General features: G+C 44.1%; 17 protein-coding genes. 10 read left to right on the top strand and 7 right to left on the bottom strand.

The window, feature by feature from the left end:
* Positions 1-6: 6 nt before the first annotated feature.
* Positions 7-798 (bottom strand): NRDE family protein, encoded by a 792-nt coding sequence (locus FTV13_RS02685; protein ID WP_180010902.1) that lies wholly within the window; start codon positions 796-798, stop codon positions 7-9.
* A 93-nt stretch (positions 799-891) separates the two neighbouring features.
* Between FTV13_RS02685 and lgt the strand changes: the two genes are divergently transcribed.
* From lgt to FTV13_RS02700, 3 genes are all read left to right on the top strand, one after another.
* On the top strand, positions 892-1,704 hold the full coding sequence (gene lgt / locus FTV13_RS02690) for a prolipoprotein diacylglyceryl transferase (RefSeq protein ID WP_180010904.1): 813 nt from the start codon (positions 892-894) through the stop codon (positions 1,702-1,704).
* Positions 1,705-1,793: 89 nt separating this feature from the next.
* A complete protein-coding gene (locus FTV13_RS02695) occupies positions 1,794-2,186 on the top strand; it encodes a hypothetical protein (protein WP_159123610.1) in 393 nt (130 codons plus the stop codon).
* Complete coding sequence (locus tag FTV13_RS02700) at positions 2,179-2,565, top strand: hypothetical protein (protein WP_180010906.1); 387 nt, start codon at positions 2,179-2,181, stop codon at positions 2,563-2,565. The genes FTV13_RS02695 and FTV13_RS02700 overlap by 8 nt, the downstream gene beginning before the upstream one ends.
* A 49-nt stretch (positions 2,566-2,614) precedes the next feature.
* Here the strand turns inward: FTV13_RS02700 and FTV13_RS02705 are convergent, their stop codons facing one another.
* Positions 2,615-3,160 carry a CHAP domain-containing protein gene (locus FTV13_RS02705; RefSeq protein ID WP_179992412.1) on the bottom strand — a complete coding sequence of 182 codons (546 nt, stop codon included), beginning with the start codon at positions 3,158-3,160 and terminating at the stop codon, positions 2,615-2,617.
* Positions 3,161-3,548: 388 nt separating this feature from the next.
* On the opposite strand from FTV13_RS02705, the gene FTV13_RS02710 reads away from it, so the two are divergent.
* The 6 genes from FTV13_RS02710 to msrA all read left to right on the top strand — a co-directional run bounded on the left by FTV13_RS02710 (position 3,549) and on the right by msrA (position 7,925).
* Entirely contained in the window at positions 3,549-4,040 is a 492-nt protein-coding gene (locus FTV13_RS02710) for a lipocalin family protein (RefSeq protein ID WP_179992413.1), read from the top strand.
* A gap of 170 nt (positions 4,041-4,210) precedes the next feature.
* Positions 4,211-5,053: a thymidylate synthase gene (gene thyA, locus FTV13_RS02715; protein ID WP_180010908.1), complete on the top strand. Its 843-nt coding sequence runs from the start codon at positions 4,211-4,213 to the stop codon at positions 5,051-5,053.
* Positions 5,054-5,151: 98 nt separating this feature from the next.
* Positions 5,152-5,664 carry a trimethoprim-resistant dihydrofolate reductase DfrA40 gene (gene dfrA40, locus FTV13_RS02720; protein WP_179993111.1) on the top strand — a complete coding sequence of 171 codons (513 nt, stop codon included), beginning with the start codon at positions 5,152-5,154 and terminating at the stop codon, positions 5,662-5,664.
* A gap of 26 nt (positions 5,665-5,690) precedes the next feature.
* Complete coding sequence (locus tag FTV13_RS02725) at positions 5,691-6,737, top strand: DUF4105 domain-containing protein (RefSeq protein WP_180010910.1); 1,047 nt, start codon at positions 5,691-5,693, stop codon at positions 6,735-6,737.
* 103 nt (positions 6,738-6,840) lie between these two features.
* Positions 6,841-7,302: an META domain-containing protein gene (locus FTV13_RS02730; protein WP_004781908.1), complete on the top strand. Its 462-nt coding sequence runs from the start codon at positions 6,841-6,843 to the stop codon at positions 7,300-7,302.
* A gap of 98 nt (positions 7,303-7,400) precedes the next feature.
* Entirely contained in the window at positions 7,401-7,925 is a 525-nt protein-coding gene (gene msrA / locus FTV13_RS02735; protein ID WP_004781907.1) for a peptide-methionine (S)-S-oxide reductase MsrA, read from the top strand.
* Positions 7,926-8,012: 87 nt separating this feature from the next.
* On the opposite strand, the gene FTV13_RS02740 is transcribed toward msrA, so the two are convergent.
* From FTV13_RS02740 to FTV13_RS02760, 5 genes are all read right to left on the bottom strand, one after another.
* Positions 8,013-8,417 carry a biopolymer transporter ExbD gene (locus FTV13_RS02740; RefSeq protein ID WP_159123616.1) on the bottom strand — a complete coding sequence of 135 codons (405 nt, stop codon included), beginning with the start codon at positions 8,415-8,417 and terminating at the stop codon, positions 8,013-8,015.
* Positions 8,417-9,040 (bottom strand): MotA/TolQ/ExbB proton channel family protein, encoded by a 624-nt coding sequence (locus tag FTV13_RS02745; RefSeq protein ID WP_004781903.1) that lies wholly within the window; start codon positions 9,038-9,040, stop codon positions 8,417-8,419. Before FTV13_RS02745 ends, FTV13_RS02740 begins: the two co-directional genes overlap by 1 nt.
* 25 nt (positions 9,041-9,065) lie before the next feature.
* Positions 9,066-9,815 carry a TonB-dependent receptor gene (locus tag FTV13_RS02750; protein WP_180010912.1) on the bottom strand — a complete coding sequence of 250 codons (750 nt, stop codon included), beginning with the start codon at positions 9,813-9,815 and terminating at the stop codon, positions 9,066-9,068.
* 193 nt (positions 9,816-10,008) lie between these two features.
* Positions 10,009-10,875, bottom strand: a complete 867-nt coding sequence (gene purU, locus FTV13_RS02755; protein ID WP_004781900.1) for a formyltetrahydrofolate deformylase — start codon at positions 10,873-10,875, stop codon at positions 10,009-10,011.
* Positions 10,876-10,936: 61 nt separating this feature from the next.
* Positions 10,937-11,656, bottom strand: coding sequence for a TetR/AcrR family transcriptional regulator (locus FTV13_RS02760; protein WP_034580311.1), 720 nt, complete (start codon positions 11,654-11,656; stop codon positions 10,937-10,939).
* A gap of 115 nt (positions 11,657-11,771) precedes the next feature.
* Here FTV13_RS02760 and FTV13_RS02765 point away from each other — a divergent pair, with 115 nt between their 5' ends.
* Positions 11,772-13,220: a coniferyl aldehyde dehydrogenase gene (locus FTV13_RS02765; protein ID WP_180010913.1), complete on the top strand. Its 1,449-nt coding sequence runs from the start codon at positions 11,772-11,774 to the stop codon at positions 13,218-13,220.
* Positions 13,221-13,345 lie beyond the last annotated feature (125 nt).

Consider the following 13,345-nt stretch of genomic DNA (forward strand, 5'->3'; position numbering starts at 1 on the left):
CCTATGTCAGCCTTGTTTTTTGTCCAATGGAATAATTTTTTCAATCACCTGTCCTACATTTTCACCCTGCTGTGATTTTTCTAGCCAGCACCATTTATCATTGGTCATTCTCAAAAAATTAGAACAGCGGGTGCCATAGGCTGGGCTTTGAATAAATGTCGAAGACAGCAGATGTTCCATTTCCACCGAAATCCCTGTTTCAGGTAACAGTTCAGGAATCACTTTACGTTCATCTTCCAGAATATCCCACACGGCATAAGACAGATCAGCTTCCGAAACTGCCTGTTGTTGCAGCATCGGTAAAAATTCCTGAGTAAAGCGCTTGCGCAAATGCCTGGTCTTTTGCCAGTCTTCGCTCATTAGGCCATTTGAGACTACATATACCCCATGTGCCAGTACTTGTGGCGCCTCACCACGATTACTCATATAGACGGCTTGATCACGATCACCGACAAACAGGTTAAAGCCCGCATAATCACATTGACGTTTTTCCAACTCTTGAGCAAACCGGATAGGTTTCAATTCAGATTCCAGAAAATGCTGAATGATATGTCCACGTGAAGTTGGGTAGTTATTCTTGTCATTACCATCCCTGAAATTGGTAATCACTGCCCATCGTCCTGAAGCAGTTATACCCATCCAGGTACCACCAGACTGCAGATCCTGCCCGGCAATAATCGGACTGTTCTCCCATTCATATAATGCCTGTGTTGGACGTTGATAGAACTCATCACGATTTGAAATCAGACATAAAGGCGTTTCATCCAGAACTCGCCAAGCCAGTGCCACAATACACATAATTGATGCTCTCGATCTTTACACATTGAATGTACAACAATTTTCTTCGCTTTCAGCTAAAATCTGTGCAAAACAGAATCACAAGGAACAGGAATGCTCACCTATCCAAACATAGATCCCGTTGCAATTTCGCTCGGGCCTTTGCAAGTCCACTGGTATGGACTGATGTATCTCTTGGCTTTTTTATTTGCCTGGGGACTGGCGACTTATCGCGCTAAACAACGCGGCTGGACACCAGATATGGTCTCGGATCTGATTTTCTTTGGGGCTTTGGGTGTGATCATCGGCGGCCGGGTCGGTTACGTTTTATTCTACGGTTTTTCTCAGTTTTTGGAAAACCCACTCTGGCTGTTCCAGATCTGGACCGGTGGGATGAGTTTCCACGGCGGTTTCCTCGGCGTAATCCTGGCCATGTTATGGTGGTGCAAGAAATACAAAATGGCCTGGTTCCAGACGCTGGACTTTATTGCACCCTGCGTTCCGACAGGTCTGATGTTTGGCCGGATCGGTAACTTTATTGGCGGAGAGCTTTATGGCCGTCAGGTGACTGATCCAAACTTTGCTTTAGGCATGATTTTCCCAACCGATCCGCTGCAGCTGGTACGTCATCCCTCACAACTGTATCAGGCGCTCTGTGAAGGCTTGATTCTGTTTATCGTACTGTGGTGGTTCAGTAGCAAGCCACGTCCACGTATGGCAGTTTCTGCGGTATTCCTGACCGGCTATGGTCTAGCCCGTTTTATCGTCGAGTTCTTCCGTGAACCGGATAATGGTCAGCTATTTATTGGTTGGATGAGTAAAGGACAATTCCTGAGCCTGCCAATGATCCTGATTGGTCTGTGGATGTTGTGGTACGCTTATCAGAAGAAAGTTTATGACTGGGGTCCACAGAAAAATAACGGATAATTTTCCTAAATATTGCGAGGCCTCTGCCTCGCTTTTTTATATTTAAAATATGCTAAAGTGCTTTTTATCTTTTCTGTTCATACATCATCATGCTTGAGTTCTGGTTCAATCCGCAGGTGTCGCTCCTGAAAAAACTGCTGTTCTTTGTTGTGATTGCTGCAATTGCCGTAGGTCTGTACTGGATGGAACCTTTGCCTTTAGATGCCATCCTGATGTTTGCTGGTACTGGAATTATTTTCCTGATTTGTCGTTACTGCAAAATTCATTTCGCAGCAAAAAATCCGACTGGCCTGTTCTATCGTGTCCTGACCTGGATTCCGATTGCCTTATTAATCAGCCTGATTTTTATGAACATGAAACAGGGTGAAATTCTGCTACCGGGCGCTCAGGGAATTGCCTTTATGGCTTTGGCGATCTGCCTGTTTTCGCCTCTGTCTTTGCTTAATCAGAACAAGTCGGATTCAGGTTCCCCACATGCTTGAGTTCTGGTACTCCGAACGCTGCAACCGTCAGCTCAAGCTCATCATTATTATTGCGGTATGTATCGTAATTTACATAGCATCGACTGTAACGAAACTGGGTTCGATATTTGTTGGAATCAGTCTGGCGATTGGAATGCTGATGCACGTCTTGCGTGAATTCAAATTAAAGCTTGCTCCTGAAAATCCTTATGCCGAAGGTTTTCGTGCTTTAACGATGGCGATTCCGATTGTGGCAGTAATTAGCCTGATCGGTTATTTACCTAAAACGGGTGAGATCTGGGAAACTATAGCGCTAGGTCTACAATGCTTGGGCTTTGTGGCAATTGGACTGTTTATCGTGTCGATTTATAATAAACGTGCGAAACGCTTCGAAGATTGAACCATTTCGCGACTTTCATTTTTAAGTTCTGAAATTTTCAGCGTCTGATTTAAAGATATGAATCTAGACGGTAATACGTATATTTCACATCGGAATTACGATAGACCGCATAGCCATTCTGTTTAAAATCAGAAACCCAGGCCGAACCAGAATATGCTGCAATATGACCATACTGATGCTGTGAAGTCCGGTCGATAATGTAGATATCACCTTTTTTCGGACGGTCAAAAGACAGGTTGATTTTTCGATAGCCTAATTGCTGGAGGGTATTGCCCCAGTCAGCTGCGGCAACAGGATGATTCACAATTTTTGCGCCTGAAGACTGCAAACCGACGCGAATACTGCGTGCACATTTCTGTGTACTAGTACTGCGGGTAATGCCTTGCAGGTAGCTGGTGAATTTTTCAATATCGAAACGCTGGCCGTTCATTGCACCGAAAGTCTTGCGAGATTCAGAGCTTTTGTTACGAGCTGACACAGAGGTATAGCGCTGAGGCTGACGTTTGGAATTTTGTCCCGATTGGGAACGAATTATGACGTTCGCTTGAACAGGAGCATGCACTTCGCTCATATTCACTTGATGATCATAAATCATATTGGACCAAGTACTCCTCGCCTGTAAGTTTGGCTTTCAAATCTTCAACACGCGGTGAATACTAGACGGTTAAATGTTACTTTTCACGTTAAAAATGTAAATATATTTTTCCGCATTTGTTTAATTTTACTTAACTTGTTATTTCTTTTAGATTTATAAAATTTACAATTTTCACAAAAAAGTTATAAATTCACTACTTTTCAAATTAATTAGCAGTTCTGCTCAGACTATTTCTAAATCAATATTTGAGCGCCTTTCTGACTAAATCTGTAATTTTACTCACGATAATAAAGTCAACATTTCACTACAGGATTACATCATTCCGGCTAACAACTCTCGTATTAGACTGATTTAGTAAATTTAAATTGAGATGATGAGGAAGAAAAATATGAGTCATGATGTAAAGACTATTTCAAATTTCAATTTAGAACAATATTTAGGGATCTGGTACGAAATTGCCCGTCTGCCTATGAAACACCAACCTGAAGACAGTACTGATATTTCCGCAGCCTACAGCCTGAATGAAAATGGCACAGTCCGCGTCCAGAACCGTTGTCTGGATGGTGCGGGCAAACTGGATGAATCTATTGGGGAAGCCACCATTGTGGATGCTGAGCATGGGAAACTGGAAGTCAGTTTCTTGCCTGAAGGTTTGCGCTGGGTACCTTTTACCAAAGGGGATTACTGGATTCTCAAACTGGATGACAATTATGAAACTGCATTGGTTGGTGAGCCAAACATGAAATATCTATGGCTCCTGCATCGTAAGCCGACACTGGATGAAGCAACCAAACAGGAATATCTGGCCTATGCTAAATCTCTGGGTTATGACCTGTCTGATCTGATCCATACGGTACATACCGGTAAGCCAACAGCTTAAAAAAGATGATAAAAAAGCATCCATCATGGATGCTTTTTTATGCCCTTTTCTCTTATGTTTAATCATTTTCACTGCTATGCGGAAGTGCTCAAAAAAATGTTATGATGAGCGCAATTTTAAATTGCCCAATTCAAAGAAAAGCAATTTGCAACAGATTTTAAGAGAGACCTATGCGCCAATATCTTGACCTTTTACAACATATCCTCGACAACGGCGGCGATAAAGGCGACCGTACCGGCACAGGTACACGCTCGGTATTTGGTCATCAGATGCGCTTTGATCTTTCCAAGGGCTTCCCTTTACTCACCACTAAAAAAGTTCATTTCCGTTCGATCGTGATTGAACTGCTGTGGTTCCTGAAAGGCGATACCCATGTAAAGTATCTTCAGGATAATAAAGTGACCATCTGGGATGAATGGGCAACTGCGGAACAGACCGCGCGTTTTGGTCGTCCAGAAGGTGAACTCGGTCCAGTCTACGGCCATCAGTGGCGTAATTTTGGTGCTACTCAAAATACGGATGGCAGCTACAATCAGGATGGTTTTGACCAGATCAAATGGCTGATCAATGAGATCAAGACCAATCCTAATTCACGCCGTCTGATTGTGTCTGGCTGGAATCCAAATGAAGCGAGTCAGGTGGCTTTACCGCCTTGCCATACCCTGTTCCAGTTCTTTGTACATAATGGCAAATTGTCTTGCCAGCTTTATCAACGCAGTGCTGACGTTTTCCTTGGCGTTCCATTTAATATAGCCAGCTATGCCCTATTGACTCATATGATTGCACAGGTGTGTGATCTGGATGTCGGTGATTTTGTCTGGACGGGCGGTGATACGCATTTATATGCCAATCATTTTGAACAGGCCAAACTTCAACTCAGTCGTGAGCCTTTAGGCCTGTGCCAGTTGAAACTGAATCCTGAAGTTAAAGACCTGTTTGATTTCAAATTCGAAGATATTGAAATTGTCGGTTATGAATCACATCCAGGAATTAAAGCACCAGTTGCAGTTTAATTCTGGTTAAGCCCCGGAAAATATTCAAATCCCACTTTGCTTAAAGTGGGATTTTGCATTTTAATAGCAATAATTTTTATCTGTTTTTGAGTATGGGTATGGCATTTCAGGATTTAGAAGTCGTTCATGTCGTGGCAATGGATCAGCAGCGCTGTATTGGTAAAGACAATGATCTGCCTTGGCATATCTCAGCAGATCTCAAGCACTTTAAGGAAATTACCCAGGGTGGCGTGATTGTCATGGGCCGTAAAACGCTTGAGTCGATGGGCCGTGCGCTGCCTAAACGTGTGAACTGGGTGATTACCCGCGATCCTGACTGGTCTTTTGAAGGCGTCAAAGTCGCGCATACGATTGAAGATGCCCTGACTCAAGCCGTGGCCGATGTGCAGACTTCAGAAAAACCGAATGCTATTTTTATTATTGGCGGTGGTGAAATCTTTAAACAGACTCTGGAGATCGCTGATCGTCTGGAACTGACCCATGTTGAACTGGATGTGCAAGGTCACGCCTACTATCCGGAAATTCCGGCCCAGTTCAAAAAAGTTGCATCAGAACAACATATCGATGACAAAACCGGTATTGCATTTGAGTTCGCAACATACAGAAAATAAAGCCTATTTTCTATAAAAGATTGAACATGCAAGGACAAGACCATTCAGAAAAGCATTGGAGCCTGTGGTTATTAGGGAGTCTGTTTAGTGTATTTGTCCTGTGTTCAAGTCTTTGGCTGAGCCTGATGCTCTGGGTGCAACAACCCTTGGGTAAAATTGGCAGCATCATTCTGATCGGTCTCTGGCTTCTATTTGCCTGTGTGGTCTTGGGCATTTATTTCACCAAGCATCTGATTTCCCGCCAGGTGGATACAGTGCTTTATTTGCTGGCCTTTCTGGTCAGCTTACTGGCTTATTTAAGCATAGAACCTCGTCAGGATCGTGACTGGAATCCTGAAGTTTCCCGACTGCTCTCCTATGAGCAGCAAGGCAATCAAGTCACCTTGCACAATATCCGTAATTTTGACTGGCAAGCAGAGGGGCAATATACCGAACGGTGGGAAAGCCGGAGTTTTGATCTGAATGAAATTACCGGAGTAAACATTATTACCTCTTACTGGATGGGACCTAAAATTGCCCATACGCTGGTCAGTTTTGATTTTGCCAATCAGAAACCGCTCGCCTTCTCGATCGAAATTCGCAAAGAAAAGGATGAGAAATTTTCTGCTATTGGTGGCTTCTTCCGAAAATATGAACTGAGTTTGGTCGCCTCAGATGAGAAAGATATTGTATATACGCGTAGCAATATTCGTGGTGAGCAGGTTTACTTTTTTCCGGTCAAAATGCCGCAAGCAGAAGCTCAGGCCCTATTTAAAGAATATCTGCGTAAGGCTGATGAACTGGCCAAAGAACCTAAATGGTATAACACCTTGAGCAGTAACTGCACGACGCTGGTCTTTGATATGGCTCAGGCAGTATCTCAACAACAGCTTCCTTCAGATTACCGCTTGCTGGCTTCTGGGTATTTACCTGATTATTTATATGATTTAAAAGCGCTAGATCAACGCTGGGATATACAAACCTGGTATCAGCGTGCACACGTTAATCCACGAGTTAGAGATACCGGTCAGATTTCCAGTCAGGAGTATTCACAACGCCTGCGTCAGGGCCTACCTGAGCCGAGTTCCAGATAATTTTCTAAGCTATCCAACTTAAAGAAAGATACAAAATCAACTGGCATATATTGCATTTTTTTGTTTATATACAAATAGCTAACTCAGAATTAGAGTCTCTCTCATGCTAAAAAAATTAACAGCAATCATGATTTTAGGTTCAGTCTTTGCTATATCAGGTTGTGAAACCGTACCGAGTACTTCATCAGTCAAAACTGAAAATAATTTACAGCTCCTGCAAAATCGCACCTGGATTGTGAACCAGATTGGTAATACCGAAATTACTACAACACCGACAACACGCAATATTCCAAGTCTGCAATTCGATGCAGCGACTCAACGCGTGTCTGGCGCAGATGGCTGTAACCGTATAATGGGCAGCTACACTGCCGGCAAAGACACCCTTAACTTAAGCCAGATGGCGAGTACCGAAATGGCTTGTCTGGATAATGCAGGTCTGGATCAGAAATTTAAGGAGGCACTGAGCAAAGTGACTCATTATCAGGTCTATGGTAAAACCCTGAAATTAATGGACCGTCATGGCAATTTACTCATTCAGTTAGAAAGTGCAGTACAGCCTCGCTAAGTTTTGACTACAAAAAACCTGTGTCGTGCAGGCTTTATATCTTTCATACTCATATGAACATTCAATAATCAGCACTCTACAATGATGAGGACTTAACCATGCAACAAGCACTATTTGGTGGTGGATGCTTTTGGTGTACCGAAGCAGTATTTTTACAGCTTCAGGGCGTACAGAAGGTCGTCAGCGGCTATGCGGGTGGACAAAATCCTAATCCGACCTATGAGCAAGTCTGCGGCGGTGATACCAATCATGCCGAAGTGATCCTGATCGATTTCGATGAAAATCAGATTACGTATAGTCAGTTGCTCGAAGTCTTTTTCGCAACCCATGATCCAACGACATTAAACCGTCAGGGCAATGATGTCGGCACGCAGTATCGTTCTGTGATTTATTATTTTAATGATGAGCAGAAAGAAACTGCACAGCTCACAATAGACTCATTGAAAGCTGAAGGATTGAATATTGTGACTGAACTTAGCCCTGCACCGACTTTCTACCCTGCTGAAGAATATCACCAGAATTTCTTTGCCAAGAATCCGAATCAGGGCTACTGTAATTTCGCGATTCCGCCCAAGCTGAACAAATTACAACATAAGTTTATGACGCTGCTTAAAACCCATTAAACTGGTTCTGCTGAATTGAATGCCCTCTTAAATTAAGGCAATAAAAAAGCGACTGATCTCAGTCGCTTTTTTATTGAGAGCAAAAAATTAATTATCGGTTGCAAAGGCAATATCGCTGAGTCCGGCTCCACTCGCGCGTGACATCACTTGAGCAACGGTGTCATAACGTGATTCTTTATCTGCTTTCAATACGATGGTCGGTTGACGCTGTGCCTGGCTCGCCTCATTGAAACGGGTTTCAAGTTGTTCCAAGGTCAGCACATCGCCGTTCCATGCTACATCACCTTTCGCATTGATGCTGATGGTGACATTTTCCGGTGGCAGGTCAATAATTTCTGCAGTGGTTTGCGGCAAGGTTAATGGAATTGATGGGTTCGCAACGGTCGCTGTCACCAGAAAGATGATCATCAATACCAACATAATGTCGATCAGGGGAATGAGATTCATCTCATTCATGCCTGTATCGTTGTCTTCACCCAATTGAAAAGCCATTAAGCTTGACCTCCAACTAAACTGTCTTGTGCTACTTTTGCATCAGCCTTCTTTGCAGAAGAATCCTGTTGCAACATGGTGTCAATCAATAAGCTATGCGCATGGTCTTGCAGTTCATTGCTTAAAGTACGGTTAACACGTACACAGATGTTATATGCAAGTACCGCAGGAATCGCCACAGCCAAACCCAGACCGGTCATGATCAGCGCTTCACCCACTGGAGTGGCTACTTGTGCCAGACCTGCCTGACCACTCTTACCCACGGCAACCAGTGCGTGGAAGATCCCCCATACTGTACCGAACAGACCTACAAAGGGTGAAATTGAAGCGATGGTACCCAAGACAGATACACCTTTTTCTGCATTACCTTTTTCTAATGCGATCTGACGCAATAAAGCCTGCTCAGCTACAGCTTTACGTTGTTCAAATGCCAAAGGAGTCATTTTATTTTTCAATTGCCCTAATGCTTTAGATAATTGAGCATAGGCAATCTGTTTAAGTTGGCGAGTGCCCATCAAACGCAGCACAAAAATGGTCCATGTCGCAATCGACATTGCCAATAACACGAAATACAGTGTTTTACTGACTGCATCAGCGTGTTGCCAATAAACTGAAAAGTTCATATTCGAACTCCTAATGGGTTAGCCGTTATTTGGTAATCTGAAAATCGAAAGGCTGTTCCACACGGGTTGGATAAGCCACACCATTTTCAACATATTTGGTCAGTTGTGCACGACGTACTGCTGATTCGACTTTGCGCGTAACGGCCGGACTACAACTTGAATTTCGTGCGGTCGCAGAGACCACTTTCCCCTGCTCATTTGCAGATACATCTACCACTAGCGAACAGGCTGATTTTAATTCTCCTGCCGAGAGCGACACTTTTGGTGCACGCTGCCACGATACGCCGCCGCCAATTGCAACACTTTTCGGTGCTGGCGGTGCTGGTGGCGCAACCGGTGCAGGCGCAGGTGCCACTTTTTTAGTTTCAGTCACGACCGCAGGAACCACTGGACTTGGTGCCGGTTTGGCCTCAACTGGCGGTGCAGTAACAGGTTTAGGCGTTTCTGCTTTTTTCACCTGCTCAATTTTTTCTACTTTTTTGGGTGGCGGTGGCAGCGGTTTTTCTACAATTTTAACTTCTTTCGGCTTTGGTGGCTCTTGTTTAGGCTCTGGCGGCTTTGGCTTGGGTGGTAAAGGTTTTGGGGCTTCCTGAAGTTTGACAAAACGAACCTTTAAAGGTTCTTTATCGACCTGTTTCAGTTCAGGTGCTTCCATCTGGCTGACTGCCCATAAAAGACCCACGTGTCCAACCAGAACCGCCGCCAGAATAGAAACGACTTTCTTTTTCATCTGATTTGACGGTGGTGGTGTCATGGGAGCAGCAACTTGACTCATTAAATCTATTTACCTCGAAGAGATGATGCGAAACAAACTATCAAGCTCATCGGTTAGCACAATTAAAGTACGCCAATAATAAATGAGAAGTGTTTTCATTTGCAACTACTAATCCCACTTTTCTCCATTATTTTTGTTTCAAACAAAAAAGGCATACTTAAAGTATGCCTTTTTTAAACCGAGATGCAAGCGCTTATTGGAACACGACAGTTTTATTGCCGTCGACAATCACACGGTCTTCCAGATGCCATCTCACTGCACGTGCCAGCACATTACGTTCAACATCCTGACCCAATTCACGCAGCTGTTCAACAGTAAAGTCATGGTTCACACGCTCTACATCCTGCTCGATGATTGGACCCTGATCCAGATCAGCTGTCACATAGTGTGCAGTTGCACCGATCAATTTTACACCTTTGTCATAAGCTTGTTTGTATGGATTGGCGCCCACGAATGCTGGCAGGAATGAATGATGAATATTGATCACTTTCATTTCCCATTTACTTACGAATTCTTCATCCAGAATCTGCATATAACGGGCTAATACCAGCAGATCGTTACCCTGCATCAGTTCATCAATCTGTGCATAGGCCTCACGTTTGTTCTCTTTGGTCACCGGAACCACTTCAAACGGAATACCAAAGTTTTCTACTGATTCACGTAGAGTCTCATGGTTAGATACCACTTTAGTAATTTCACATGGCAGACCGCCGCGTGCATGACGCCATAGCAGTTCAAGCAACGCATGGTCGACTTTAGAAACCAGAATACCGACCTTTTTCACATCACTGACCAGTGCCAGACGCCAGTGCATGCCATAGCGCTCTGCAACATTGCCAGCAAAAGTCTGCAACAGGCTTTCTTTACGGCTTTGCAGATTGTCCAGTTCAAACTCAACACGCATGAAGTAACGTCCGCCCTGCGCTGCTGTCGCGTATTGATCAAGCGCCGTAATGTTGGCACCCTGATGATACAAGAAGCTTGAAACAGCCTGCACGATGCCCGGCTTGTCTTCACAAGTAATCAATAAACGTGCGGTATTAGCAGTCGTCATATTCATGTTGGTTAAGGTCACTAATTAGTTAAATTAAAAAAATAAGCCGAGTATTCTAACGCGTTTCTTAGATATTCTGAATAGTTTGTTCAGATTCAGGCGGTTTAGGCGACGACAGACTGGCAAACAGCTCTGAAGAACCGAACGAGTTAAGTAAGCTTTCATACGTCTGACGGCTTTCACCACGCAGATAAGCACCTTCCAGGAACACCATCTGACGCAGTGCCTGCCAAACCCATTTTTCTTCCAGAGTATTGGAATCGGTAATATGACCCGACATATACAGGAAGTTGGTCCAGTTAGTCAGCACGATCCAGAGGTTAATGATCAGCGCTTCAATTTCTGAATCAGTCATTTCCATCAGGCCGGCATTTACGAAGGCTTTATAAATTTTTTGTCCCTGCTGCATGACCTGTCCGGCAAAACGCGGATAAAGCTTGCGGAAATCTTCGTTATTTTCCACCAGATGGTATACATCACGGTGCAGAAAACGATAAGCCCAAAGCTGACTGCTCAGTACCTGAAAATAATGAATCTTGTCATTGGCATCCAGAGCACGGTCTTCCGGAAGTGCCAGCATTTCCAGCGTCTGATGCTGATACTGCTCCATCAGTTCCTTGATAATTTCATTTTTATTACGGAAGTGATAATACAGATTACCCGGACTCATGCCGAGTTCAGCAGCAATATGGTTGGTGGTTACAGATCGTTCGCCACGTTCATTAAACAACTGCAAGCTGAGCTGTAAGATACGCTCTTTGGTTTTTAACGTTTTGGTTTGGGACATCCTAAAATAACCATTCAGTTCATGCATTAGTAAGGCTAACACACAAAGTAACTTGACTAATTAGAGTATTTGCTCTAAAAATTAATTAATCGATTTTGAATAATAGTAGTGCGCCATGAACAGTCACACAAAAACAACTTCAATGACACCACATTTTCTTGATAGCCAGCACCTCAATGAAATTCTGGCTCAACAAAAATACGCCTACTTACGCTACCCACTGCCGACTGCAAAGGAACGTATCGATCGTTTAGCTCGGCTTAAGCGTATCTTAGTTAAGTATCAAGATCAATTTGCCGATGCAATTAATCAGGACTATGGTAACCGCTCTGTCGGGGAAACCAAAATTGGCGAGTTACTGACTTGTCTTGAACATATTAAATATTACAGCAAAAACCTGACCGGCTGGATGAAACCGTCCAAGCGTCATGTCGGTATTATTCACCAGCCAGCCAAAGCCTGGGTACAGTATCAACCTCTAGGCGTGATCGGCATCATCGCACCGTGGAACTACCCTTTATTATTATCCATCGGCCCTCTGATCTGTGCGTTAGCTGCGGGCAACCATGCCATGATCAAAATTTCCAGTTCATCGGCTGCTTTTGGCAAGGTACTGGAAAAAGCCTTAGCTGAAGCCTTTCCTAAAGAACTGGTTGCCGTGGTGAATGGTGGCGGTACGGTATCTGATGCCTTCTGCCGACTGACTTTTGACAAGATGATTTTTACCGGCTCAACGGCTGTGGGTAAAACCGTGATGGCAGCAGCTGCGGAAAATCTGGTACCTGTGATTCTGGAACTGGGTGGCAAATCCCCTGTACTAGTGCATCCATCCATTGACCTGCGTGATGTAGCTCAGCGTATTGCCGTGGGCAAGCTCTGGAATGCGGGCCAAACCTGCGTGGCACCGGATTATATGTTCCTGCCGCGTGGCAAAACTGCCGAGTTTATCGATCATTTTAAAGCCTGTGTCGAAAGCATGTATCCGGACATCAGCCATAATCAGGATTACACCTCGATTATCAATGACAAGCAGTACAATCGTTTGCAAGGTTATCTGGATGATGCCCGTGAGCAAGGCGCGCAGATTATTGAAATCAATCCGCGTAATGAGTCGCTAGCAGACCTGCGTAAAATTGCACCGACCATCGTGACCAATGTCATGCCAAGCATGCAGATCATGCAGCATGAAATCTTTGGGCCGCTCCTGCCGATCATGGAATATGATCAAATTGACGACGTTATCGACTTTATTAATAGCCGTCCGCGTCCACTTGCATTATACTATTTCGACTTTGATCAGGCGCGTGCTGATTATGTCGCACAGCGTACCCATTCAGGGCATTTCGGGCAAAATACTGTATTAACCCATGTCGCACAGGATGACCTGCCATTTGGTGGTGTCGGTGCTTCCGGTATGGGTAAATATCATGGGCCAGAAGGCTTCTTCAGTTTGTCGCATGAACGGTCAGTAATGTCGAATCCTAAGCTGTATAGCTTGAAATACATTCTGCCTCCGTTTAATAAGCCGATCCATAAGCTGATTTCGAAGACACTTCTTCGATAAATGGTCAAGGCATGAGCTATCACACGGGCTCATGCTTCGTTTTAGACAAAATCGCTTGTCTTTTAAGCGCATTTTTGATATAAAACGCCCCTTGAATGAATTCAATCCGTTTATTTTTGACTGGC

The sequence above is a fragment of the Acinetobacter sp. YH12235 genome (assembly GCF_013417705.1).
In the GTDB taxonomy this organism is placed as follows: domain Bacteria; phylum Pseudomonadota; class Gammaproteobacteria; order Pseudomonadales; family Moraxellaceae; genus Acinetobacter.